This is a genomic window from Comamonas aquatica, from assembly GCF_018064205.1.
In the GTDB taxonomy this organism is placed as follows: Bacteria; Pseudomonadota; Gammaproteobacteria; order Burkholderiales; family Burkholderiaceae_C; genus Comamonas; species Comamonas aquatica.
On the sequence record NZ_CP072916.1, the window covers coordinates 2,570,030 to 2,595,026 of the forward strand.

A 24,997-nucleotide genomic window follows, 5' to 3' on the forward strand; every position below is an offset into this window, starting at 1 on the left:
GAGAGCTGCCAACGCTCACCCATCCACGCTTTCAGACGTTAAATACCTTGCAACGGTGTATCCACATGCGCCAAACGCTATGTATTTTGCACGCCCTCACTCTGCGGCCGCGCGCAGGCTGTGCACCACCGGGCGCTGCAGCACTTCGCGCAGGCCCCACCAACCGGCCCCCAAGGCCAGCACGGCACCGGCCAGTGCCCCGGCCAGCGGCACCCACCAGACGGCTGTCCAAGCGAATTCGAACACCCAGCGCGCCAGCGCCCAGCCCACCAGCATGGCGACGCAGCTGGCCAGGAAGCCCGCCAGCAGGCCCACGCCCGCCAGCTCGGCCCGCTGCACCTGGCGCAGCAAGCGGCTTTGCGCGCCCAGGGCGCGCATGATGGCGTACTCCCGCGCGCGTTCCTCGCGCGTGGCGGTGACGGCGGCAAACAACACCACCAGCCCCGCCGCCAGCGTGAAGGCAAACAAAAACTCCACCGCGCGGATCACCTGGTCCAGCACGCGCTGCACCTGGGCGATGGTGCTGTCCAGGTCCACGTTGGTGATGTTGGGAAACTGGCGCAGCAAGGCGTTGTCAAAGCCCGCCTGCGCCGGCGCGCGGTAGGCCGCCATGTAGGTGGTGGGCACGTCGGGCACGCTGGCCACGGGGAACATGATGAAGAAGTTGGCGCGCATGCTGCCCCAGTCCACCTTGCGCAGGCTGGTCAGGCGGGCACTGTGGCGCACGCCGCCGATGTCGAACACCAGGGTGTCGCCCAGGTGCAGGCCCAGGGTCTGGGCAATGCCGTCCTCCACGCTGGCGCCATCGGCCTCGCCCGCCACCCACTGGCCGGCGGTGACGGTGTTCTTGTCGGGCATGGCCAGGGCGTTGGACAGGTTGAACTCCCGGTCCAGCATGCGCTGGGCCCGGTCGTCGGTGTAGTTCTCGGGGCGGACGGCCTGGCCGTTGACCTCCACCAGCCGCCCCCGGATCATGGGGAACCAGTCGTAGCCCTGCACCCCGGCCTGCTCCAGGTGGCTGCGGAAGGCCTGGGCCTGGTCCGGCATGATGTTGATCACAAAGCGGTTGGGCGCATGCGCCGGCGTGGCCTGGCGCCAGCTGCTGACCAGGTCGGTGCGCAGCAGCACCAGCAGCACCAGCAGCACCAGGGCCAGCAGGCCCACGGCCAGGCTGCTGACCTGGACCACGGCATAGCCCGGCCGCGCCGCCAGCTGGCGCGTGGCCAGGATCAGCCAGCGTGGCGCGGCGTTCTCGCGCACCAGGCGCCGCAGCAGCCAGACGGCCACCCAGGCCAGTGCGGCAAACAGCAGCGCGGCCGCCGCAAAGCCGCCCACGGCGATCCCGCCCAGCCTGGGGTCGCGGCTGACCACCATCAGCAACGCGCCAAAGCCCAGCACGCCCACGCCCAGCACCCCGGCCGAGAGGGGCTTGATGGCCCCCACATCGCGGCGCAGCACGCGCAGCGGCGGCACCTGGGCCAGCTGCAGCACGGGTGGCAGGCCAAAGGCCAGCAACAAGGTCATGCCCATGCCCACGCCAAAACCCACGGGCCACAGATTGGGCGGCGGCAGGCCATCGGCCACCAGGCCCGCCAGCAGCCAGACAAACGCGTGGTGCACGCCCCAGCCCAGGGCCACGCCCAGCAGGCTGGCCAGCAGGCCGACCACGGCGAACTCCAGCGCATACGCGGCGGCAATCCGGCGCTGGGGCAGGCCCAGCACGCGCAGCATGGCCGCCACATCAAGGTGGCCCTGGGCAAAGGTCCGTGCCGCCAGGGCCACGGCCACGGCCGACAGCAGCGCCGCCAGCAGGGCCACCAGGCTCAGAAACTTCTCACCCCGCTCCAGCGTGCGGCGCATTTCGGGGCTGCCGCTGTCCAGCGACTCCAGGCGCAGCCCTGCCCGCCGCCCCTCGCCGATCTGGGCCTGGGCCCAGGCCGCGTAGCGCGCCACGGTCTGGGCGTCCTCGCCGGCCACGGCCAGGCGCCAGGTGATGCGGCTGGCGGGCTGCACCAGGCCGGTGGCCGCCAGGTCCTGGGCATGGATCATGACGCGCGGTGCAAAGCTCATGAAGCCGCCACCACGGTCGGGCTCGGCCGTGATCACCTGGGCGATGCGCAGGCTGGCATCGCCCAGCAGCAGGGTGTCGCCCACCTGCAGCTCCAGCGCCGACAGCAGGGCCGCATCCACCCAGGCCTGGCCGGGGGCGGGAATCTCGGCGGTTGCCCGGCCTGCGGCGTCCGCGGCATCGGCCACCTGCAGGCGGCCCCGCAAGGGGTAGCCCTGGTCCACCGCCTTCAGCGCCACCAGCTTGGCCATGCCGCCGCGCGCCTCGGTGGCCCGACCCATGGTGGGAAAGACCAGGGTCGTGACGTGGTGCAGCCCCAGGGCCTCGGCCTGGTCGACAAAGCGCTGCAGCTGCCCGTCATCACTGGCGATCACCACGTCGCCGCCCAGCAGCTGGCGCGCATCGCGCTGCAAGCCGGCCTCCAGCCGGTTGGCGAAGAATGCGACCGAGGTCAGCGCCGCCACCGCCAGCGTGACCGCCACCCACAGCAGGCGCAACTCGCCCGCACGCGCATCGCGCCAGAGCGTGCGCCATCCCAGTTGCCAGAAGCTCATCGTCATGCCCAGGACGATAGCGCAAGCCCGCCCCGGGCGCTGCGCCCACCCCCTGGGTTCAGGGGGCTTCGACCGGACGCCCCAGCACGGCCGGGGGGGTTTGCTCCCAGTCCGGCGCCGTACCGGGCGGTGGCGCCCACTGCTCCATCCAGGTATCCAGCGCATCCGAAGGCGGTGGCGCCGGCGGCAGCTGCGAAGCCGGCAGGGGCGGTGTGGACTCCTCGATCACGTCGCTGTCGGGCGCGGGCGTCACCGGGACCGGCACGGCCACCGGCGGCGGTGTACGGCCCGGGACCGGCGCCGGGGACTGGCGCTCCGCGCCCCACCAGGCCTGCATCTGGCGGCGCACGCCATCGGCCAGCGAGGCCCACCAGTGCGACGACTCGGGCGGCGTGAAGCGCGCATGACGGTCCACCAGCTTGCTGCGCAGGGCCTGGGCGGTGAAATCCCCCACCATGGGCAGGGCGCTGCGGGCCCCCTGGCCCCAGTGGTCGCTGCGCAAGGTGATGCGCCCGTCGTTGAACCCGGCCCAGGCCCCCACCACCAGCTCGGGGTGCATCAGGATGAACCAGCCATCGGCGTTGTTCTGCGTGGTGCCGGTCTTGCCGGCCACATCGTCCTTGATGCCCCAGCGGCGGCGGATGTCGCGCCCCGTGCCCTTGTCCACCACCCCGCGCAGCATGTCGACCAGGGCGTAGTTCTCCTCCTCGTCCCAGACCTGCTCGGCCGGATGCGGGGCAAACTCGGCCAGCACCTTGCCCTGGCGGTCCTCGATGCGCGTGACCAGCAGGGGCGCACGGTACTGCCCACCGCGCGCCAGGCTGCCATAGGCGTTGACCATTTCCAGCAGCGACACCGGGCTGGCCCCCAGGGCCAGCGCCGGCACGGCCTCCAGCGGGCTGCTGCGCACCCCCAGGTTGCGCGCCAGGCGCGCCACCTTGGCCGGACCGACTTCCTGCACCAGCTGGGCGGTGATGGTGTTCTTGGAATAGGCCAGCGCATCGGCCAGCGTCATGCTGCGCCCGCTGGGCGGACTGGCATCGCTGGGGCGCCACACCTCGCCGCCGGCCAGTGTGATTTCCACGGCCTGGTCCACGCGCTGCGCATCGGCCGGCACGCCCGACTGCAGTGCAGCGCCATAGACAAAGGGTTTGAACGTGGACCCAGGCTGGCGGCGCGCCTGCTGCACGTGGTCGAAGGCATCCTGGGCAAAGTCACGGCTGCCGACCCAGGCACGCACGGCGGCCGTGCCGGGGTCCATGGCCAGAAAGCCGGCTTCCAGGCGCAGCTTGTCCTGACGCAACTGCTGCAGGAAGGCCTTGTCGCCCAGCAACTCCTGCAGGGCCTCCTGGCTGCTGCGGCCTTTTTCCCGCAGGGCGGCGTAGGCCGTGGTCTCGCGCACCAGGCTGTGCACCAGCGGGTTGTCGGGATTCCAGCCGTCGCGCTTGCTCCAGTTGCTGTTGGCAATCCCTTGCAGCGTGCGTGTGTGGTTGCGCACCGCCTGGGTGGCCCAGGCCTGCATGCGGGCATCCAGCGTGGTGTGCACCACCAGCCCATCGGCATAGATGTTGTAGCCATGGCTGTCGGCCCAGTCGATCAGCCACTTGCGCACCTGCTGCGCAAAGTGCGGCGCCATGCCCGAGGGCACTTCCTGGCGTTCGAAGTCCAGGCGCAGCGGGCGCACCTTCAGGCGTTCGAACTCGGCCGCGGTCAGCACCTCGCGCTTGACCATCTGCGCCAGCACCGTGTTGCGCCGCGCCACGGCGCGCTCGGGGTTGCGCACCGGGTTGTAGTAGCTGGTGCCCTTGAGCATGCCGACCAGGGTGGCCGCCTCCAGCACCGACAGCTTGGCCGCGGGCTTGTCGAAATAGGTGCGCGCCGCCATCTCGATGCCCCAGGCGTTGTACAGGAAGGGCACGGTGTTGAGGTAGGTCTCCAGAATCTCTGGCTTGCTGTAGAGCGCCTCGATCTTGAAGGCCGTGATGGCTTCCTTGAGCTTGCGGTTCACGCTGGCCGAGCGTCCGATCTCCTCGGGGTACAGGTTGCGCGCCAGCTGCTGCGTCAGCGTGGAGCCGCCCTGCAGATCGCCGCGCAGCGAGTGCCAGACCGACGCCGCCGTGCGCCACAGGTCCATACCGTGGTGTTCGTAGAAGCGGTGGTCCTCGGTGGCGATCAGGGCCTTGACCACGGACGGGGCAATCTCGTCCAGGCCCACCCACTGGCGGTTGCTGCGCTTGAACAGCGCCAGCTCCTTGCCATCGGCTGTCAGCACCTGCGCGGGCTGCTCCAGCTTGGCCTTGCGGATGTCACTGATGCTGGGGGTGAAGGGCACCAGCAGCAGGGCATAGCCCAGCGCCAGGGCGGGCAGCACCACCAGCCATTGCCAGCGCCAGCGGCGCATGCGCTGCACGCGTGGTTGCAGCCATTCCCCCAGGGCCAGCAGGCGTGGGGACTGCGTGGCCCGCTGGCGCAGCAGCGCCCACCCGGACCGGGCCTGGCGGGCCAGCCGTTGCCCCCCCTGGACCAGGGGACGCAGCAGGCGGCGCCCAGCGCCAGCGGAATTTTCAGGCTCTTGTTCTTGCACGATCAAAAACAGCGCCCCAGGCGCTGCAGCAGACAAAACGCGCACAGCATGCCGGAAAAAAAGCGCCCCGGCTGAACCGGGGCGCTTTGCCTAAGTTTTAAGCAGGGCTTCCCGCCCGGCCAGCCACTCGCAGTGGCATCAGGTGTTCTTGCTGATGGTGATGGTGGGGAACTTGCTGGAGAAGTCCTTGGCCTTCTGCGCAATCTTCACGGCCACATCGCGCGCCAGCTTCTTGAAGATCAGCGCGGCTTCGCTGTCGGGCGCGGCCACCACGGTGGGCTTGCCGCTGTCGGCCTGCTCACGGATGCTCATCGACAGGGGCAGCGAACCCAGGAAGTCCATGTTCCACTCCGCCGCCAGGTGCTTGCCACCGTCCTGGCCGAAGATGTGCTCCACATGGCCGCAGTTCGTGCACACGTGCATGGCCATGTTCTCCACCAGGCCCAGGATGGGCACGCCCACCTTCTCGAACATCTTGATGCCCTTCTTGGCATCCAGCAGGGCGATGTCCTGGGGCGTGGTCACGATGACGGAGCCGGTCATGGGCACCTTCTGGCTCAGCGTCAGCTGGATGTCGCCCGTGCCGGGGGGCAGGTCGATCAGCAGGTAGTCCAGGTCCTTCCAGTTGGTGGAGCGCAGCATCTGCTCCAGCGCCTGCGTGGCCATGGGGCCGCGCCAGATCATGGCCTCGTTGGGGTTGTTCAGCAGCAGGCCGATGGACATCAGCTGCACGCCGTAGTTCTCCAGCGGCTCCATGGTCTTGCCGTCGCTGCTCTCGGGCTTGCCGCTGACGCCAAACATCATGGGCACGCTGGGGCCGTAGATGTCGGCATCCAGCACGCCCACGCGGGCGCCTTCGGCGGCCAGGGCCAGCGCCAGGTTGGCCGTGGTCGTGCTCTTGCCCACGCCACCCTTGCCCGAGGCCACGGCGATGATGTTCTTCACGCCCGGCAGCAACTGCACGCCACGCTGCACGGCATGGGCCTGCACCTTGGTGCTGATGTTGACCGACACGTTCTCCACCCCCGGCAGCGTCTTGGCCGCGGCAATGAAGGCCTTGCGCAGCTCGGGAATCAGGCTCTTGGCGGGGTAACCCAGTTCCACGTCGAAGGCCACGTCGCCACCGCTGATCTGCACATTGCGCACAGAGCGGGTGCTGACGAAATCGGTGCCGGTGTGCGGATCGTTCACGCTGGCCAGGGCAGCCAGCAAGCTTGGTTCGGTCAGGGACATTGCTGTTTTGTACTTATGGATGGTGGGGTCTGAGAAAATCAGAAGACACTGAGTCTATCGGAGCCCCGCAACCCATATGGCCAGCGGGCTCTTGTTCCTGGGGCGCACCGGCGCCCGGTTTCCCCCCTTTGAAAGATCTGCCGCCATGAAATTCAAAATGGCCGAAAACTCCCTGTTCGCCATCCTGCTGCGCTCGCGCTGGTGGGTGAGCTTTACCGTCGGCGCGGGCTGGGCCCTGCTGGCGGCGGCCCTGGTGCCCCAGCCCTACAAGATGGTCGCCATCCTGGGGTCGCTGCCCTTCTGGGCCCTGGGCTTTGTGGCCTTTGTGCGCCAATACGACCAGCCCACCCCGGCCCAGCAGCGCGCCCTGCTGGAGTCGGCCGCGCAGCAGAACTGGAACGAGTTTGCCCAGCACCTGGAACGCGCCTGGGCCACCGAGGGCTACAGCGTCGCGCGCTGCAAGGATGCGGCCGCCGACTTCGTGCTGCAGCGCAACGGCAAGACCACACTGGTGCTGGCCAAGCGCTGGAAGGCCGGCACCCATGGCGTCGAGCCGCTGCGCACCCTGCACCAGGCCATGCCCGCGCACAACGCCCAGGAATGCGCCTATGTCTGCATCGCCCCGCTGCAGGACACGGCGCAGCGCTTTGCCGATGCGCAGCACATCGCCATCCTGCAGGGCCTGACCCTGGCCACGCTGCTGCAAAAGCCGCTGATGGCCCAGCCCTGAGGCCTGCGCAGGCGCCGCCCCGGCCGGGGCGGCCCAGGCACGGCGCTGGGGGCATTCATGGTCAAAATGCCATCCAGCCCTGACCCAAATTGCGCCCACAGCTATCAAAACCGTGAATCCGGGGCCATGCGCGCATTTACTGCACAGCGGTTTCAGGGCTTCTAGAATCGAGGGTTGCTTTTCACAGCCCAACGAGAAGGCTCCCATGTCCCAACGCAAGATTTTCGCCACCACCGCCCTGCCGTACGCCAACGGCAACTTCCACATCGGCCACATCATGGAATACATCCAGGCCGACACCTGGGTGCGTGCGCAGCGAATGCAGGGCCATGCGGTCAACTTCGTGGGTGCGGACGATGCCCACGGCGCCCCCATCATGATTGCCGCCGAGAAGGCCGGCAAGACGCCGCAGCAGTTCGTGGCCGACATCGCCGCCGGCCGCAAGCCCTACCTCGACGGCTTCCACATCGCCTTCGACAACTGGAGCAACACCGACAGCCCGGCCAACCACGCGCTGTCCCAGCAGATCTACCGCGACCTCAAGGCCGCTGGCTTCATCGAGACGCGCACCATCGAACAGTTCTTCGACCCCGAGAAGAACATGTTCCTGCCCGACCGCTTCATCAAGGGCGAGTGCCCACGCTGCCACGCCAAGGACCAGTACGGCGACAACTGCGAAGTCTGCAGCTCGGTCTACGCCCCCACCGACCTGATCAACCCGTTCTCGGCCCTGTCGGGCGCCAAGCCGGTGCTCAAGACCTCGGAGCACTTCTTCTTCAAGTTGTCCGACCCGCGCGCCGTGGCGTTCCTGACCGAGTGGACGCAGAACGGCCAGCATGTGCAGCCCGAAGTGGCCGCCAAGATCAAGGAATGGTTCGGTGTGCGCACCAACCCCGATGGCTCGACCAGCGAAGGCCTGGACGACTGGGACATCAGCCGTGACGCGCCCTACTTCGGCATCGAGATCCCCGACGCACCGGGCAAGTACTTCTATGTCTGGCTGGACGCGCCCGTGGGCTACCTGGCTTCGCTCAAGGAACTGCTGGACCGCCGCGGCGAGGACTTCGACGCCTACATGGCCGACCCCAACCTGGAGCAGTACCACTTCATCGGCAAGGACATCATCACCTTCCACACCCTGTTCTGGCCGGCGATGCTCAAGTTCAGCGGCCGCAAGACGCCGACCAAAATCTGCGTGCACGGCTTCATGACCGTGAACAACGGCGAGAAGATGAGCAAGAGCCGCGGCACCGGCCTGGACCCGCTGAAGTACCTGGCCCTGAAGATGAACCCCGAGTGGCTGCGCTACTACCTGGGCGCCAAGCTCAACGGCAAGAACGAAGACATCGACTTCAACCCCGAAGACTTCATGCTGCGCGTGAATTCCGATTTGATCGGCAAGTACGTGAACATCGCCTCGCGCGCTGCCGGCTTCATCAGCAAGCGCTTTGACGGCAAGCTGGGTGCGGTCAGCGAAGACGGCCAGACCCTGCTGGCCGCGCTGCGCGACGCCAAGGACGGCATCGTGGCCTCCTACGAAGCCCGCGACACGGCCCGCGCCGCGCGCGACATCATGGCCCTGTGCGACAAGGTCAACAGCTACGTCGACGCCAACAAGCCCTGGGAGCTGGCCAAGCAGGAAGGCATGGACACGCGCCTGCAGGACGTGTGCTCCACCTGCATCGAGGCCTTCCGCCTGCTGACGATTTATCTGAAGCCCATGCTGCCCGCCGTGGCCAGCCAGGTTGAAGCCTTCCTGCACGTGCAGCCCCTGCAGTTTGCCGACGCCGACCGCCTGCTGGGCGCCGGCCACGGCATCGGCAAATATGAACACCTGATGCAGCGCGTGGTGGTGGAGCAGCTGGACGCCCTGTTCGAGCCGCCCGCCGCCCCCGTGGTCGAGGCCGTGAAGCCCGGTGGTGAAGAAATTGCCCCCACCATCACCATCGACGACTTTGCCAAGATCGACCTGCGCATCGCCAAGATCGTCGAATGCAAGCCCGTGGAAGGCTCGACCAAGCTGCTGCAGCTGACGCTGGACGCCGGCGAAGGCAAGACGCGCAATGTGTTCAGCGGCATCGCCAGCATGTACCAGCCCGAGCAGCTGCAAGGCAAGCTGACGGTGCTGGTGGCCAACCTGGCGCCGCGCAAGATGAAGTTCGGCATCAGCGAAGGCATGGTGCTGGCCGCCAGCCACGCCGACGAAAAGGCCCACCCCGGCATCTATGTGCTGGAGCCCTTCCCCGGCGCCCAGCCCGGCATGCGCATCGGCTGATGGCCCGCCGCACGACGGTGGCGCCGTAGGCCCTGCCCGCGCTCATGCGGGCGGCCACGCCCCCTCGGAACAGCCCCCACGGCCCCGTGCCCTGGGGGTTTTTCTTGGCCGTTCACGCCTGGCACCACGGGCGGGCGGCACCCGCGTGAGTGGGGCGCCATCGGCGCAGGCAGCGCCCGCCTGCGCAGCGATGTGATGCGGTGCTGCGTGCCTGGGCCGTGCCCCGCGCTGGCACCGCACCGGGCCCTGTGGCGCCCGACCAGAGACCGCCGTCTGTCGCAACACCATCTCCATCCCGCAATCAACTCATCGCATTGCGCGATGGCAACTCCTCCCGGCTGGATGGCTTGAATTTGCATGAAAATGCCTGGTAGCGCTGGATAGACAAGCGCTGCACGCTCACTTTTTCTATATCACCCCTGACACACATCCCCGCCCATCCGGCTGCGCCGCCGTGGCGATAGGCGGCATATAGGCACAGCGCAGAAACTTCTAACCCGTTGTTGCAAGGTGTTACCTAGAATCCGCCGCTCTTGACCGTTGTTCCTGCGTGCAGGGCCACGGCGGTTGTTGTTGACACACATAGCACGTCCCCCACCTGCCCCACGAATGCAGCGCGGAGACTGGCTCAAGCCCCACAGGAGACTGCATGCCTCTGTCACTTCCCCTGCGACCAGCCTTGCTGGCCCTGGCGCTGACAACGCCTTTCGCGGCCATGGCCGCCTCACCCACGCCCCCCGCCGCGGGTCCCAGCGTGCAGGACATCTCGGTCATCGCCGGAACCTGCGCCAACTGCCATGGCCCCAACGGCCAGTCCACGGGCGGCATCCCCACCCTGCGCGGTGTGGGTGAACGCCACCTGCTGCTGCGCCTGCAGGCCTTCAAGGCCGGTACCGCCGCCGACGCCACGGTCATGACCCGCCTGATGAAGGGCTATGACGACGCACAAATCCAGGCGCTGGCCGAGTGGTTCAGCAAGGAGGCCCAGTAATGTCTGTGAATCGCCGTACTGTTTTGGGCAGCGCCATGGCCGGTGCCGCCACGCTGGCCCTGCCGTCCATCGTGCAGGCCAAGGCCGGCTCCGCCCACGTGGTGGTGGTCGGTGGCGGCTTTGGGGGCGCCACCGCGGCGCGCTACCTGAAGCAGCGTGCCCCCCAGGTGCGCGTGACCCTGGTCGAGCCCGCCGAGCGCTTCTACACCTGCCCGTTCTCCAACCTGTACCTGGCTGGCCTGCGCTCGTTCGAGAGCATTGGCCACGGCTATGACGGCCTGCGCAAGGCCGGCGTGGAGGTGGTCCACGCCCGTGCCGACGATGTGGACACCGCAGCACGCAGCGTCAAGCTGTCGAATGGCAAGACCCTGCGCTACGACAAGCTGGTGCTGTCCCCCGGCGTGGACATGCGCTGGGGCGCGCTGGAAGGCTATGACGAAGCCGCCGCGCAGCTGGCGCCGCACGCCTGGAAGGCCGGCACCCAGACGCAGCTGCTGCGCCAGCAGATGGAAGCCATGGAAGACGGTGGCACCTTTGTGATGGTGATTCCGGCCAACCCCTTCCGCTGCCCGCCCGGCCCCTACGAGCGCGCGGCCATGGTGGCCCACTATTTCAAGCAGCACAAGCCGAAGAGCAAGATCCTGCTGCTGGACAACAAGGACGCCTTCTCCAAGCAGGGCCTGTTCCTGCAGGGCTACAAGGCGCTGTACGGCGACATGATCGAATGGGTCAAGCAGTCGGACGACGGCCAGGTCGTGCGGGTGGACGCCAAGCAGCGCGTGGTGGAGACCGCCTTCGGCACCAAGCACCAGGCCAGCGTGCTGAACGTCATCCCGCCGCAGAAGGCCGGCTTCATCGCCGACCGCGCTGGGGTCACGGATGCCAGCGGCTGGGTGCCGATCCAGCCCGACAGCTTCGCGTCCACCCTGGTAAAGGACGTCTATGTGCTGGGCGATGCCACCCAGGCCGCGCCCATGCCCAAGTCGGGCTTTGCCGCCAACACCCAGGGCAAGGTGGCTGCCGCCGCGATTGCGGCTGAGTTGACCGGACAGCCCCAGCCCCAGGCAGCCTTCGCCAACACCTGCTACAGCCTGATCGGCACGGACTACGGCATCTCGGTGGCGGGCGTGTACCGCAGCGAAGCCGGCAAGCTGATCGAGGTGCCAGGCTCCGGTGGCGTCAGCCCGGCAAACGCCGACGCGGGCTTCCGCAAGGCCGAGGCCGTCTACGGCGCGGCCTGGTACAAGGCCATCAGCACGGACATCTGGGACCGCTGATGGCGACGCCCCTGGGGCGCTGATGCGCCCGCCCCCTTGGCGCACCACCCTGGGTGTGGCGGGAAAGGGGATGTCGGGTGCCGCTGCAGGGCGGCCCTGGCTTGCTGGCCCTGGTGTCCCGGGGTGCGATCCAAGGCAACCACAGGGGACATCCCCCTGCCGTGCGGGCCTGAGAATCAGAGCATTCAGCCACCACCACGCCCAAGGAGCGTAGTGCGCGCTCCTTTTTTATGGGCTGGGCCGCCCGATGGCGCCCGGGGCGGATGGGCTGGCGCAGGACTGCGCCAACCACGGGCCTCCCCGCAAGGCACCGGGGGATTGCTTGTCCGCCCCTGGCATGCGCGCCCTCTGCCCTGTGCCCCGCTTGGTTTAGCATGCGCGCTGCTTGAGGAATTGCTATGTTGTTGTGGTTGACCTTTTTCCTGGGCGTGGCCTTTGGTGTCGCCGCGCGCCTGGGGCGTTTCTGCCTGTTGCGCGGCCTGCGCCAGAGCCTGGGGCTGGATGGCGCCGAACCCCGCGGCAGCGCACCGGCGCTGCAGGCGTTCGCCCTGGCCGTGGCCGTGGCCCTGCTGGCATCGCAGGGCCTGCAGTGGGCCGGCCTGGTGGACCTGGGCAAGGCCCAGATCGTGCGGCCCAACTTCTCCATCGCCGGGGTTTTCTTCGGCGGCGCCGTATTTGCGCTGGGCATGGTGCTGGCCAATGCCTGCGGTGCGCGCTCGCTGGTGCTGCTGGCCGGCGGCAACCTGCGCGCCCTCGTGACCGTGGTGTTTCTGGCACTGGGCGCGCAGGCCAGCTCCACCGGCATCCTGGTGCCGCTGCGCCAGTGGTTCCAGGGCCTGGCGCCCACCGCCGCCGAACATGCCACCGTGTCCGAGGCCTTGCAGGCCCAGGGCTGGTCTGCCGGCGCCATCTATGCGCTGCTTGCTATCGTTCCTGCACTGCTGCTGATGGCTTATGCCCTGTACCGCCCGGCCTTGCGCCACAGCCCGGTGCAAGCGCTATCGGCACTGGTGATCGGCGCCCTGGTGGCCGTGGGCTGGTGGATCAGCGCCACGGTCGGCGTCGACCCCTTCGATCCGGCCCGGCTGACCTCGCTGAGCTTCATCTCCCCCATCGCCGAGACGCTGCTGTATGTGCAGGTGGCCGTGGGCCGCGAGTTCGATGCCGCCTCGGCCATGGTGCTGGGCGTGCTGGTGGGCGCAGGGGCCACGGCCCTGGCCAGCCGCACCGCACGCTGGGAAGGGTTCAACAGCCCCGCCCAGTTGGCCCGGAGCGCCATCGGCGGCTGGCTGATGGGCTTTGGCGGCCTGCTGGCCGCGGGCTGCTCCATCGGCCAGGGGCTGACCGGCATCACCACCCTGGCCTGGGCCACCGGGCCGGCCGTGGCTGGCATCGTGCTGGGCAGCGTCCTGTGCCTGCAACTGTGGGGCCGGCGCACTTGACCGAGCGCACCAGTTGCAATTGGTAGCTTTTTGCCCCCCCTGGTCTAGAATCGCGCCCCAGACAGCTCTGCTTGTGCCGCGTGACGGCTGAGAGGGATTTACCCATCCTTGCCCGCAAGTACCTGGTTGCCCCAGTGCTTGCGCCCAACGCTCAAGCCTGCGCCCTGAGTTTCGTTGACGCAATGGATGTGGCTCCTGCCACGCCAGGAGCCTGAACACTGCCCGCCGCCCCGTGTTGTTGCACCAGCATGGTCATCCGGCATGGTCCTGCCCTGTTCCCTTTGCAATCTGGTCGCCGCAAGCCCTGCGGCGGCACCTGCATGCACCGCCCTGTCGATTGGATTGACCCGATTTCCCACCCCAAGGAGGAACCATGACCCTGCAACGACGCCACTTTCTGATGACCCCGCCCGCGATGGCCCTGGGGGCCGCTGCGGCGGCCGTGCCCATCGCCACGCTGGCTGCCCCAACCATCATGACGCCCCAATCGCGCATCCTGCCGCGCGAAGGCAAGGGCCCGCGCATCGTGATCTGCGGCGGCGGCTGGGGGGGCATGACGGCCGCGCGCTACCTGCGCGAGCTGATCCCCAACTCCGACGTGGTGCTGCTGGAGCGCAACCCCACGTTCTGGTCCGGCCCCATGAGCAACAAGTGGCTGATCGACATCGTGAACACCGATTTCGTGAACCGCGACATGCTGCACCCCGCCAACAAGTACGGCTACAAGCTGCTGCAGACCGAAGTCACCGGCTTCGAGCGCGACAAGAAGCTGGTGCGCACCGCCCATGGCCTGATCGAGTACGACTTCCTGATCCTGTCCGGCGGCATCCGCAATGACTACGAAGCCTGGTTCGGCAACGACCAGAAGGCCATCGACTACACGCGCAAGCACTTTCCCAACGCCTACATCCCCAACCAGGAGATGCTGGCGCTCAAGAGCAAGGTCAAGAACTTCAAGGGTGGCACCCTGGTCATGACCCTGCCCCCACCACCGCACCGCTGCCCGCCCTCGCCCTACGAGCGCGCCTGCCTGATCGCCTGGCACATCAAGAAGCACAAGATCCCCGGCAAGATCCTGATCCTGGACCCCAAGCCCAAGATCGCGCCCATCGGCGTGGGCTACAAGCAGGCCTTCGACGAGCTGTACGCGGACATCATCACCCACGTACCCAACGCCCGCGTGCAGGAGGTGGACCCCTTCAACAAGCGCATCAAGACCGCGGCCGGTGAGTTCCAGTTCGACGACGCCATCCTCATGCCGCCCCACCAGGCCGCCGAGATGGTGTGGTGGGCCGACCTGATCGGCAAGACCCCCGACGGCAAGCCCACGGGCTGGGCCGACATGAACGTGCGCTACTTCACCGCCAACAGCGACGACCGCGTGTACTTCGTGGGCGACCTGATGGGGGCCATCTCGCCCCAGTTCGGCCACTACCCCAAGAGCGCCCACGTGGCCAACTACATCGGTAAGATCGTGGCCAAGAACATCGCCCAGCGCGTGGCCGGCCAGGAGGTCACCCCGCTGCTGCCGGACAACCTGTGCTACATGATGGTCAATGGCGACCCACAGGAAGAAATCTCGGTGAAGTTCGAATACGAAGTGGACGCCAACGGCCAGGTCAACCAGACCCAGATCGACATGGACGTGCGCACGCCCGATCTGGTCAAGGAAGACTTTGCCTGGATCAACGGCAAGTTCAGCGACTTCCTCGGCATCTGAGCGCAGCGCGCCCTCCACCCTGCGGCCCCGGCCGGACGGTGGAGGCCCGCAACGGCCCCCACGCACCCTCCAGATCGTCTCCCCGCACTGATATGAAACCTGCATCTTCCCTGACCCGCCGCCACCTGGTGGCCGGCGCTGCCGCCGCAGGGGCCAGCCTGGCCCTGCCCGGTGCGGCGCTGGCCCAAGCCACGGCGAAAACGCCGCTGGTTGGTCCCCTGGCCCCCAACCCCGTGGAATTCAAGAAAACCATGGAGCAGTTCATCGGCAGCGCCACGCCGCAGGCCGAGGGGCTGCAGCTGGATGTGCCGGTGCTGGCCGACAACCCCAGCGCCGTGCCCGTCAAGGCCAAGGTCACCCTGCCGATCACTGAGCAGGACTGGTGCGAGGAGCTGATGGTGGTGGCCGAGCTCAACCCCATCCCGCTGGCCTGCCGCATGCGCTTCACCGCCGACACCGGCACCGCCGAGGCGGCCGTGCGCATCCGCCTGAGCCAGTCGCAGACCGTGCACGTGCTGGCGCGCATGAAGAGCGGCAAGGTCCTGGCGGCCAAGCAGGCCGTCACCGTGGCCGCCAGCGGCTGCGGCATGTGAAAGGAACCACGCCATGAGCATGAACAAACCGGCCCGCGTCTGGGTCAGCAATGAAAAGCCCAAGGCCGGCGACATCCTGCGCGTGCGCGCGCAGATGGAGCACGTCATGGAAACCGGCCTGCGCGTCGACCCCGCCACCGGCAAGGCCCGCCCGCGCCACATCCTCAGCCACTTCGAGGCCAAGCTCGGCGGCAAGCTGATCTTCACCTGGGACCCCGGCACCTCCATCGCCCAGAACCCTTACATCGAGTTCACCTTCAAGGCGCGCCACAGCGGCGAGCTGACCATGTTCTGGAAGGACGACCAGGGCGCCACGCTGACGGCCAGCAAGACCATCACGGTGGGCTGAGCGCAGCGCAGTGCAGCCCATCCGGCCCAAGACAAAGCCCCGCAGGCGCAACACCTGCGGGGCTTTTTTATGTATCAAATAGCCTTCCAGCCCTTATCTGATCTGCGTCAGCAGCTCTCTTTATTGACCGGCATAGCGTCCGGGGCGGTGGCTGACAGCCAGGAAAACCCCCATCACCACGGCGGCCAGCACCGACCAGGCCACGCGCTCGAAGGGCACCACCCACAGCGCCAGTGCCACCACCACACAGTCGATGGCCATCTGCACCTTGCCCGCCGGAATGCCCCAGCGGTCCTGGGCGTACAGCGAGACGATGGTGGCGCCCCCCAGGCTGGAGCGGTGCCGCGCCAGGAACAGCACACCAGTGCCCATCAGCAACCCGCCCGCAATCGCCGCAAAGGCGGGGTGCAGGTAATCGATGTGGATGAACTGCGGACCGAACTCGGTGATCACCGACAGCAGGGCCACCGACAAAAAGGTCTTGACCGTGAATTCCTTGCCCACGTACTTCCACGCGAACCAGTAGAACGGAATATTGATCAGGAAGTAGATGCTACCAAAGGACAGGCCCGTGGCGTAATGCAGCACAAAGGCCAGACCGGCGGTGCTGCCCGTCAGCAGCCCAGCCTGGGCATACATCATCATGGCGATGCCAACGAACAGCGAGCCCGAGAACAGGGCCTGGGCATCTTCATAGCGGCCGTGCCGGGCGACCTGGACAGGGGCAGAGGCTGGCGCACTTAGCGCAGGCTCGGAAACGGGCGAAGTGGTGGTGGTGCTCATGGCGGGTACCGTTTTTCTGCGGAGCCGGCTTGTGGCCGCCCCGCATACATCAATGCTGCAATCAAGCAAGAAATGCGCCACCGGGATTCGACCCAGGGGTGCAGGACTCACAACGCAGCACTAGGTCCCGGCGCTGACAGGTATTTTGCTGCAGTGCAGCAATTAGAGCATTTTCCGGTCCTGCGCGCCATCGCAGGCCTGGGCTCAGCGGTCGCCTTGTTGCTGCTTGATGCGGCTACCGCTCTTCTTCACGGTGCCATTCGCACCAAAAGTGACCGTGAACTCCATCTCCTGGTTGGGCGGATCGATCCAGTTCCAGTCCCAGTCAGTCTCCTGCTTGCGCTCGTAGGTCATGCGCTGGGCGGGCTTGCCCAGCAAACGCCGCACCTGCTCCTGCGTCATCCCGGGCTGCACCTGCTCGAACACATGCGGGGTCAGCACCTGGCGCAGGGCCGTCATCACGCCATCCGGCCCGATGGTGATCATGTAGTTGCGGTGCCCCATGGGCTGGCGGGGGTACTCGAAGGTGCGCGAACCATCGGTTTCGGGCCAGATGGTCTCGGGTTCGCCAAAGGCCTTGCGCACATCGACCTCCGTGGACAGGCCCTCCTCCAGCGTGTCAATCTTCTGCTGGTCACAGCCCACCAGGGTCAGCACACAGGTGGCCACCGCTGCCACGGCGGCCGTCAGACGGTTGAAAAAGTTCATGGACAGTGGTCCCGGTAGAATCCTTGATCCAGAGAGGTTACCAGTCCATGTCCATTTTTGCCCGTCCCCACTACACATCCGAAGTCACCGATTTCATCAACCAGATGAAAAAGGACAAGCCCCAGCTGGAAGCCCAGCAACTGGCCGGCCGCGCCCTGCTGTGGGACAAGCAGGTGAACTACGAAGTGCAAGCCGACTCCGAGCAAGCCCGTGTGGCCCAGCAGCCCTACGTCTACCAGACCCACAACTGAAAACACTTTGTCCGTGTTTTCATGGCCCGGCCCTTGCCCAGCAAGCGCCGGGCGCTCTTGTTGTTGAATCCACATGAGCGATAGCGCCCCCGACACCGCACCTGCCGAGCTGCCTGCCACGGCGGCATCGGCCAACGCCGACCTGATGCCCGACGTGGTCGATCAGGTGGCTTTGGCGCGCCTGTACGGGGAGCCGCTGTTCAAGCTGCCGAACGACCTCTACATCCCGCCGGATGCGCTGGAGGTGTTCCTGGAAGCGTTCGAAGGCCCGCTGGACTTGCTGCTGTACCTGATTCGCAAGCAGAACTTCAACATCCTCGACATCCCCATGCTGGCAGTGACGCAGCAGTACCTGCGCTATGTGGACGAGATCCGCAGCCGCAACCTGGAGCTGGCGGCCGAGTACCTGCTGATGGCGGCCATGCTCATCGAGATCAAGTCGCGCATGCTCCTGCCGCCCAAGAAGAAAGAGGGCGAGGAAGAAGCCGAAGACCCGCGTGCCGAGCTGGTGCGCCGTCTGCTCGAGTACGAGAAGATGAAGCTGGCCGCGCAGCAGATCAGCGCCCTGCCGCAGTACGGGCGCGATTTCCTCAAGGCCCAGGTGCACATCGAGCAAAGCCTGCAGCCCCGCTTTCCCGATGTGGCGGTGGGTGAGCTGCAAGCCGCCTGGCGCGACATCCTCAAGCGCGCCAAGCTGGTCCAGCACCACCGCATCACGCGCGAAGAGCTGTCGGTGCGCGAGTACATGAGCCAGATCCTCAAACAGCTGCAAGGCCAGCGCTTTGTGGAGTTCGAGCGCATCTTCGACCCCAGCAAGGGCAGCACCGTGCTGGTCGTCACCTTCATTGCCCTGCTGGAGCTGGGCAAGGAAACCCTGATCGAAATCACCCAGGCCGAGGCCTACGCCCCCATCTACGTGCGCCTGGCCTACCGCCCAGCCGCAACGACCGCCAGCGCCCCGCTGGGACTCGAAGAAGAGCTGTACGAGCGCGACTGAGGCGCCCAAGGGCGAAAGGCAAGGCACTTGCCCGCGCAGCGCTCCGTCGGGCATCGCGCCTGCCGCCGCCTCCGCAAGACGGCCCACTGCCAGTCTTGCCCCCCCGGACACCGTTGCACGCTGCGCCGTGCTGCGCGCGGCCACCAGGAAGCCCGACCAGCCCCACAGTTCACCGTGCACTCCGACTCCAGCACAAGGCATCACCCCACCACCGGGTTGCCGGCAAGACTGGCGACGGCCTGCCCCCCTCCACCGCACCCTGCTGCGGCGGCGCTGACGGCGCCATTCCCGCCACCACCCCACAAGACCGCAAGGCCTTGTCGACCTGATGACGCACACCAGGCATCTATCTGTTCCACGCAGTCACCATCAAAACAGGCGGCATACCCTGCAAAGACTACGCATTCCGCTATGGTTTTTGAAACCCCAGCACCACACCGCCATTCCCCTTTAATTCACTCAACTTTTAACCACTGTTTTTCAGGGGCTGCAGTTTTTTTCATTTCACCATACAAAATATTTTGGATTTTTTTGCCAAAAAACCGTAACTACCGCGAATTCATACCGATAAATGCCGTCTTTTTGCAGCAATTGATGCAACTGCGGCCCGTCCACTCCCTGCAATTGAGCGCCAATCGCTGCACGTTGTACACAAAAGCCAAAGCCCGCTGACAACACCCCTGCAAAACCAGCCAACTTCCTTTATTCAACCGCCAAAATTAACCCAACCCACAGCATCTCCTGCCAAACCCAGCCACCAACTTTTCGCTGCGGACAATCGATTTTTTTGTGCTGACAATGAATGGCATCCCTGCTTGCAGGCTTTTCGAGGAACCATTCCATGTCCCACCCCAGCGAGACTTGCGCCCCCCCCGTGGCCCAGCCCATGCACTGGCACCAGCCTGCCGCCCCCGTCGCCGACAGCGGTCACCAGCGCTGGTCGGTCGAGGCCGTCCAGCAACTGCTGGACCTGCCCTTCATGGAGCTGCTGTACCGCGCCCAGACCGTGCACCGCCAGCACTGGCCCGATGGCGAGATCGAGCTGGCCACGCTGCTGTCGGTGAAGACCGGCGGTTGCCCCGAGAACTGCGGCTACTGCCCGCAGGCGGCCGAGTTCGACACGGGCGTGAAGGCCGAAAAGCTGATGAGCGTGGAGGAAGTCACCCGCGCCGCCAAGGCCGCGCAGGATGCCGGTGCCACCCGCTTTTGCATGGGCGCCGCCTGGCGTGCGCCCAAGGACCGCGACATCGAGAAGATGAACGAACTGATCGCTGCCGTGAAAGGCCTGGGCCTGCAGACCTGCGCCACGCTGGGCATGCTGCAACCCCACCAGGCCCAGTCGCTGCGCGAGGCCGGACTGGACTACTACAACCACAACCTGGACACGGCGCCCGAGTACTACCAGGACGTGGTCAGCACCCGCCAGTACCAGGACCGCCTGGACACCCTGGCCGCCGTGCGCGGCGCCGGCATCAGCGTGTGCTGCGGCGGCATCATCGGTATGGGCGAAGCGCCGGTGCACCGCGCCGGGCTGATCGCGCAGCTGGCCAATCTGAATCCCTACCCTGAGTCCGTGCCCATCAACAGCCTGGTGCGCGTGCCCGGCACCCCGCTGGCCGACAGCGATCCGGTGGACCCGTTGGACTTCGTGCGCGTGATTGCCGTGGCCCGCATCACCATGCCCACCGCGCGCGTGCGCCTGTCGGCCGGCCGCCAGCAACTGGGCGAGGCCGTGCAGACGCTGTGCTTCATGGCGGGCGCCAACTCCATCTTCTATGGCGACAAGCTGCTGGTGACGGGCAACCCCGATGTCGAGGCCGACACCACGTTGCTGCGCAATCTGGGGCTGCAGGGGCTGAAGACCACGACCACGGCGGAATGAGGATGGCTTGAAAAAGAAGCGCTGATTGCGCTCGTCGGTACTGGCTTTGACGCTGATTGGGCTTGCATCCGTCCATGCCCCATTCAGGGGCAGAGACCGGGAGTTCGCCCCGGCGGGCGACCTCCTTTCATTTGTCTCGCCCAATGAAAAGAGGCAAAGCCAAGGCGACTCTGCCGAGTGCTTTGCCGTGGAACTCGCTGCGCGCTTATGGTGCTGCGCTCAGACAGCCACGGCAATTCAGGCCTTGGGTGGCAGCCCTGTCTCGCAGCAAAGCTGCGGCAGGTCTGCGAAGCACCAGCGCTGTGCTCCAGCATGCACGAGTGAAAAGGCAACGCGCCAAAGTGCGCGCGCAAGCGTCGCGCACCTCAAGGAGGTCCTTCTGATTTCCGGCGGCTGTGTGAGCGAAGCGCTGCCAGCGCGCAGCGAGTTCCGCCGGACAGCCGTCGGCAGACGCGCTTCTTTGGTGACTTTCTTGTCGCGGACAAGAAAGTCACTCGGCCGCCGGGACGAACTCTCGGCCTCTGTCTTCAAAGCAAAAACAGCCTCTAAAAAAATTAAAGACTTTTATCCAGCAACCCAAATACCAGCAAGCGCCAAAAGCTCTAGTTTTTTAGAGCACCCCTTTGAAACAAGCCATACCGCTGCCAGCCAAGGTGTCATTCACATGAACTCATCCGACCTCGCCACCCGCAGCCTCGCGGCCGTCTGGCACCCCTGCACCCCCATGAAGCGGCACGAGACCGAGCCCCTGCTGGCCGTCGCGTGTGCGCAGGGGCCGTGGCTGTATGACACCGCAGGCCGCCGCTACCTGGACGCCATCAGCTCCTGGTGGGTCAACCTGTTCGGCCACAGCCCCCCACACATCCGTGCCGCGCTGACCGATCAGCTGCAGCAGTTGGACCACGTCATGCTGGCCGGTTGCACCCACGCGGCCGTGGTCGAGCTGTCGGAAAAGCTGGCCGCGCTGACCGGCCTGGGCCACGCCAGCTATGGCAGCGATGGCGCGTCGGCCACCGAAATGGCGCTGAAGATGAGCACCCACTACTGGCGCAACGTCGGCCGGCCCGAAAAGAACGGTTTTGTCGGCATGGCCGGCGGCTACCACGGCGAGACCGTGGGGGCGCTGTCCGTCACCGACGTACCCATCTTCCGCAGCGCCTACGCGCCCCTGGTGCGCCTGTCCGCCACCGTGCCGAGCCCCGATGCCCGCACCGCCCTGCCCGGCGAAACCGCCGCCGACGTGGCCCGGCGCGCCGCTGCGGCGCTGGAGGCCTGGCTGCAGCAGCACCACGCCCAGACCGCCGCGCTGATCGTGGAGCCGCTGATCCAGTGCGCCGCCGGCATGGCCATGTACGACCCCGCCTACCTGCGCCAGGCCCGCGCGCTGTGCGACCGCTACCAGGTGCACCTGGTGGTCGACGAGATCGCCACCGGTTTTGGCCGCACGGGCAGCCTGTTTGCCCACCAGCAGGCCGACATCACGCCGGATTTCATCTGCCTGTCCAAGGGCCTGACCGGCGGCACCCTGCCGCTGTCGGCGGTGCTGACCACGGACACCGTGTACCAGGCCTTCTACGGCACCGAGGCGGCGCGGGCCTTTCTGCACTCGCACTCCTACACCGGCAACCCGCTGGCCTGCCGCGCCGCGCTGGCCACGCTGGAGCTGTTTGAGCAGCTCGACACCCTGCAGGCCAACCGCGCGCTGGCGGCACAGCTGACCACCGCCTTCGCCCCGCTCAACACCCACCCGCGCGTGCGCCATGCCCGTCAGATGGGCATGGTCTGGGCCTGGGACATTGCCACCACCCTGCCCGACTTTGCCCAGCGCTACCACGCCGCCGCCCGTTCGCGTGGTCTGCTGCTGCGGCCCATCGGCCACACGCTGTACTGCATGCCGCCGTATGTGCTGGATGCCGACGAGGTGCAGCACCTGGCGACCCAGACGCTGGCAGCGCTGGAGGACTGCTTGCTGCAAGAAGCAGAGCTGTCAGCGTAGTGCCAGCAAGCGCTAGAGGCCTAAAAGCTTTATTTTTACTTTCCGAGGACGTGCCATGTTGAATGACAGAAGCCGGGAATTCGTCCCGGCGGCCGAGTCACTTTCTTGTCCACGACAAGAAAGTGACCAAAGAAGCGCGTCTGCCGACGGCTGTCCGGCAGAACTCGCTGCGCGCCGCAGGCGCTGCGCTCAGACAGCCGCCGGAAGTCAGAAGGACATCCTTGTGGTGCGCGACGCTTGCGCGCACACGGGTGGCGCTGTGCCTCTTTACGTTTGCATGCTTCGTCACAGCGCTGGCTCTTCCCGCAGGCCTGCCGCAGCAGCGCTGCGAGACAGGACTGCCACCCGCCACCTGAATTGCCGTGGCTGTCTGAGCGCAGCGCCAACAGCGCGTAGCGAGTTCCACGGCCAAGCACTCGGCAGAGTCGCCTTTGCTTTGCCTCCTTTCATTGGGCGAGACAAATGAAAGGAGGTCACCCGCCGGGGCGAACGCCCGGCACCTGCCGTCAAATCAACCACATCCCACCCAAAAAAACACTGATCAGGAGCCCCCAACCATGATTGCCTGTTTTGTCACCGGCACCGACACCGGCGTCGGCAAGACCCTGTCCAGCTGCGCCCTGCTGCATGCCCTGGCGCGGCACCACCGCCGGGTGGTGGGCATGAAACCGGTGGCGTCCGGCGCCGAGCCGGATGGCCAGGGCGGCTGGGCCAATGAGGACAGCCTGGCGCTGCGCGCGGCCTCCACGCTGGTGGTGCCGCCGCAGCTCGACAACCCGGTGCTGCTGCCCGACCCGGTCTCACCCCACATCGCCGCCGAACGCGCGGGCGTCACCGTGCAGCTCGCGCCCATCCTGCAGGCCTACCAGCTGCTGGCGGCCCAGGCCGATGCCGTGGTGGTGGAAGGCGCAGGCGGCTGGCAGGTGCCGCTGTCCCCCCACCTGCGCATCGCTGATCTGGCCGTGGCGCTGCAGTTGCCGGTGGTGCTGGTGGTCGGACTGCGGCTGGGTTGCATCAACCACGCCCTACTGACGGCCGATGCCATCCGCGCCAGCGGGCTGCCGCTGGCGGGCTGGATTGCCAGCCGCGTCGATCCGCAGATGCGCGAACCCGAGGCCAACCTGGCCTACCTGCGCCAGCACCTGGGTGCGCCACTGCTGGCCGACCTCCCCTGGCAAGCGCAGCCCGATGCGCGCGCCGTCCCCGTCCAACTGCCCACTGCGTGGCAATGACCCCTACCACCCACTCCCTCCACGGCGGGTGGTCGCTGCACCACCCAGATTCCGCGGCTCCTCAAAAGTTCTCCCTGCCATGAACACCTTGTCCCCCACCTCCTGGCTGCAGGCCCTGCCCCGGCAGCTGGCAGCGCTGGATGCCCAGCAACTGCGCCGCACCCGCCGCACCGTGGCGCCCCAGCAGGGCGCGCACATCACCATCAACGGCCAGCCCATGCTGCAGTTCTGCAGCAACGACTACCTGGGCCTGGCCCTGCACCCGGCACTGATCGAGGCCGCACGCGATGCGGCGCTGCACTTTGGCGTGGGCTCGGGCGGCTCGCCCATGGTCAGCGGCCACAGCACGGCGAATGCAGCGCTGGAACAGGAGCTGGCGCAGTTTCTGCAGCTGCCACGCGCGCTGTACTTCTATGCCGGCTTTGCCACCAATGCCAGCGTCATCCCGGCCCTGGTCGGTGCGGGCGATGGCATTTTTTCGGACGCGCTGAACCACGCCAGCCTGATCGACGGCTGCCGCCTGTCGCGCGCCAGCATCCAGCGTTACCCGCATGGCGACCTGGCCGCCCTGGAAGCCCTGCTGGCGGCCAGCCCCTGCGCCCGCAAGCTGGTGGTCAGCGATGCCGTGTTCAGCATGGATGGCGATGTGGCCGACATCCCCGGCCTGCTGGCCCTGTGCGAACGCCATGACGCCCTGCTGATGCTGGACGACGCGCACGGCCTGGGCATCCGCGGCCCGCAAGGCCGGGGCAGCCTGGCCGCCGCGGGACTGACGGGCGCCCACGCCAGCCCACGCGTGCTGTACATGGCCACGCTGAGCAAGGCCGCCGGCGCGGCCGGCGGGCTGGTGGCCGGCAGCGAAGACCTGATCGAATGGCTGCTGCAGACCACGCGCAGCTACACCTTCGCCACGGCCGCACCGGCCTTGCTGGCGCGCGCGCTGCAGGCCAGCCTGCGGGTCATCGCAGACGGTGATGCCCTGCGTGCGCAGCTGCAGGCCCGCATCCAGCAGCTGCGCACCGGCCTGCAGCCGCTGCTGGCGCGCACCGGCTGGCGCCTGCTGCCCTCGGACACGCCCATCCAGGCCCTGGTCATCGGCGACAACGGCGCCGCCCTGGCGCTGATGGAAGGCCTGCGCCAGCGCGGCCTGTGGGTGCCCGCCATCCGCCCGCCCACCGTGCCGGCGGGCACGGCGCGCCTGCGCATCGCCCTGTCGGCCGCGCACACGGCCGCGGATGTGGCCGCCCTCGTGGATGCCTTGCAGTCCTTGGCCGATCGGGGGCTTGTCGCCGAGGCACAATGAGCGCCAACTTTTGCCCCTCAATTCCAGGA

At 67.1% G+C, this 24,997-nt stretch carries 21 protein-coding genes; 14 read left to right on the plus strand and 7 right to left on the minus strand.

Annotated elements, in window-relative coordinates:
• Positions 1–96 precede the first annotated feature (96 nt).
• From KAQ61_RS12160 to apbC, 3 genes are all read right to left on the minus strand, one after another.
• Positions 97–2,628 (minus strand): ABC transporter permease, encoded by a 2,532-nt coding sequence (locus KAQ61_RS12160; protein WP_210929321.1) that lies wholly within the window; start codon positions 2,626–2,628, stop codon positions 97–99.
• Positions 2,629–2,680: 52 nt separating this feature from the next.
• Complete coding sequence (locus KAQ61_RS12165; protein ID WP_244983085.1) at positions 2,681–5,095, minus strand: penicillin-binding protein 1A; 2,415 nt, start codon at positions 5,093–5,095, stop codon at positions 2,681–2,683.
• 249 nt (positions 5,096–5,344) lie between these two features.
• On the minus strand, positions 5,345–6,439 hold the full coding sequence (apbC, locus tag KAQ61_RS12170) for an iron-sulfur cluster carrier protein ApbC (protein ID WP_210929322.1): 1,095 nt from the start codon (positions 6,437–6,439) through the stop codon (positions 5,345–5,347).
• A 145-nt stretch (positions 6,440–6,584) separates the two neighbouring features.
• Here apbC and KAQ61_RS12175 point away from each other — a divergent pair, with 145 nt between their 5' ends.
• The 8 genes from KAQ61_RS12175 to soxZ all read left to right on the plus strand — a co-directional run bounded on the left by KAQ61_RS12175 (position 6,585) and on the right by soxZ (position 15,816).
• On the plus strand, positions 6,585–7,169 hold the full coding sequence (locus KAQ61_RS12175) for a restriction endonuclease (protein WP_210929323.1): 585 nt from the start codon (positions 6,585–6,587) through the stop codon (positions 7,167–7,169).
• 166 nt (positions 7,170–7,335) lie between these two features.
• Complete coding sequence (gene metG / locus KAQ61_RS12180; protein WP_276514468.1) at positions 7,336–9,444, plus strand: methionine--tRNA ligase; 2,109 nt, start codon at positions 7,336–7,338, stop codon at positions 9,442–9,444.
• Between the two features lie 649 nt (positions 9,445–10,093).
• The gene (locus KAQ61_RS12185; protein ID WP_042416705.1) at positions 10,094–10,435 is read left to right on the plus strand and encodes a c-type cytochrome; all 342 of its coding nucleotides are present in this window, start codon (positions 10,094–10,096) and stop codon (positions 10,433–10,435) included.
• The gene (locus KAQ61_RS12190) at positions 10,435–11,712 is read left to right on the plus strand and encodes an NAD(P)/FAD-dependent oxidoreductase (RefSeq protein WP_210929325.1); all 1,278 of its coding nucleotides are present in this window, start codon (positions 10,435–10,437) and stop codon (positions 11,710–11,712) included. Before KAQ61_RS12185 ends, KAQ61_RS12190 begins: the two co-directional genes overlap by 1 nt.
• Positions 11,713–12,110: 398 nt before the next feature.
• Entirely contained in the window at positions 12,111–13,154 is a 1,044-nt protein-coding gene (locus KAQ61_RS12195) for a YeeE/YedE family protein (protein WP_210929326.1), read from the plus strand.
• A gap of 379 nt (positions 13,155–13,533) precedes the next feature.
• The gene (locus KAQ61_RS12200) at positions 13,534–14,874 is read left to right on the plus strand and encodes an FAD-dependent oxidoreductase (RefSeq protein WP_042416827.1); all 1,341 of its coding nucleotides are present in this window, start codon (positions 13,534–13,536) and stop codon (positions 14,872–14,874) included.
• A gap of 92 nt (positions 14,875–14,966) precedes the next feature.
• The gene (locus KAQ61_RS12205) at positions 14,967–15,467 is read left to right on the plus strand and encodes a thiosulfate oxidation carrier protein SoxY (protein WP_210929327.1); all 501 of its coding nucleotides are present in this window, start codon (positions 14,967–14,969) and stop codon (positions 15,465–15,467) included.
• 13 nt (positions 15,468–15,480) lie between these two features.
• On the plus strand, positions 15,481–15,816 hold the full coding sequence (gene soxZ, locus KAQ61_RS12210) for a thiosulfate oxidation carrier complex protein SoxZ (protein ID WP_370513840.1): 336 nt from the start codon (positions 15,481–15,483) through the stop codon (positions 15,814–15,816).
• Positions 15,817–15,936: 120 nt separating this feature from the next.
• Here soxZ and KAQ61_RS12215 read toward each other — a convergent pair whose 3' ends face one another.
• Together KAQ61_RS12215 and bamE are read right to left on the minus strand one after the other, a co-directional pair.
• Complete coding sequence (locus KAQ61_RS12215; RefSeq protein WP_210929328.1) at positions 15,937–16,599, minus strand: YitT family protein; 663 nt, start codon at positions 16,597–16,599, stop codon at positions 15,937–15,939.
• Between the two features lie 204 nt (positions 16,600–16,803).
• Positions 16,804–17,307 (minus strand): outer membrane protein assembly factor BamE domain-containing protein, encoded by a 504-nt coding sequence (gene bamE, locus KAQ61_RS12220; protein ID WP_043384190.1) that lies wholly within the window; start codon positions 17,305–17,307, stop codon positions 16,804–16,806.
• Between the two features lie 47 nt (positions 17,308–17,354).
• Between bamE and KAQ61_RS12225 the strand changes: the two genes are divergently transcribed.
• Together KAQ61_RS12225 and KAQ61_RS12230 are read left to right on the plus strand one after the other, a co-directional pair.
• A complete protein-coding gene (locus tag KAQ61_RS12225) occupies positions 17,355–17,558 on the plus strand; it encodes a DUF3460 family protein (protein WP_043384194.1) in 204 nt (67 codons plus the stop codon).
• A 145-nt stretch (positions 17,559–17,703) separates the two neighbouring features.
• Positions 17,704–18,555 carry a segregation and condensation protein A gene (locus KAQ61_RS12230; RefSeq protein WP_244983086.1) on the plus strand — a complete coding sequence of 284 codons (852 nt, stop codon included), beginning with the start codon at positions 17,704–17,706 and terminating at the stop codon, positions 18,553–18,555.
• Positions 18,556–19,059: 504 nt separating this feature from the next.
• Here KAQ61_RS12230 and KAQ61_RS12235 read toward each other — a convergent pair.
• Both KAQ61_RS12235 and KAQ61_RS12240 read right to left on the minus strand, forming a co-directional pair.
• Positions 19,060–19,251: a hypothetical protein gene (locus KAQ61_RS12235; RefSeq protein WP_210929330.1), complete on the minus strand. Its 192-nt coding sequence runs from the start codon at positions 19,249–19,251 to the stop codon at positions 19,060–19,062.
• Between the two features lie 6 nt (positions 19,252–19,257).
• Positions 19,258–19,398 carry a hypothetical protein gene (locus tag KAQ61_RS12240; RefSeq protein WP_210929331.1) on the minus strand — a complete coding sequence of 47 codons (141 nt, stop codon included), beginning with the start codon at positions 19,396–19,398 and terminating at the stop codon, positions 19,258–19,260.
• 43 nt (positions 19,399–19,441) lie between these two features.
• Here KAQ61_RS12240 and bioB point away from each other — a divergent pair, with 43 nt between their 5' ends.
• From bioB to bioF, 4 genes are all read left to right on the plus strand, one after another.
• Positions 19,442–20,437 carry a biotin synthase BioB gene (bioB, locus tag KAQ61_RS12245; protein ID WP_244983087.1) on the plus strand — a complete coding sequence of 332 codons (996 nt, stop codon included), beginning with the start codon at positions 19,442–19,444 and terminating at the stop codon, positions 20,435–20,437.
• A 664-nt stretch (positions 20,438–21,101) separates the two neighbouring features.
• Positions 21,102–22,433 (plus strand): adenosylmethionine--8-amino-7-oxononanoate transaminase, encoded by a 1,332-nt coding sequence (gene bioA, locus KAQ61_RS12250; RefSeq protein WP_210929333.1) that lies wholly within the window; start codon positions 21,102–21,104, stop codon positions 22,431–22,433.
• A gap of 557 nt (positions 22,434–22,990) precedes the next feature.
• Positions 22,991–23,665, plus strand: coding sequence for a dethiobiotin synthase (gene bioD / locus KAQ61_RS12255; RefSeq protein ID WP_210929334.1), 675 nt, complete (start codon positions 22,991–22,993; stop codon positions 23,663–23,665).
• A gap of 79 nt (positions 23,666–23,744) precedes the next feature.
• Entirely contained in the window at positions 23,745–24,968 is a 1,224-nt protein-coding gene (gene bioF / locus KAQ61_RS12260) for an 8-amino-7-oxononanoate synthase (protein ID WP_210929335.1), read from the plus strand.
• The last annotated feature ends 29 nt before the right edge of the window (positions 24,969–24,997 follow it).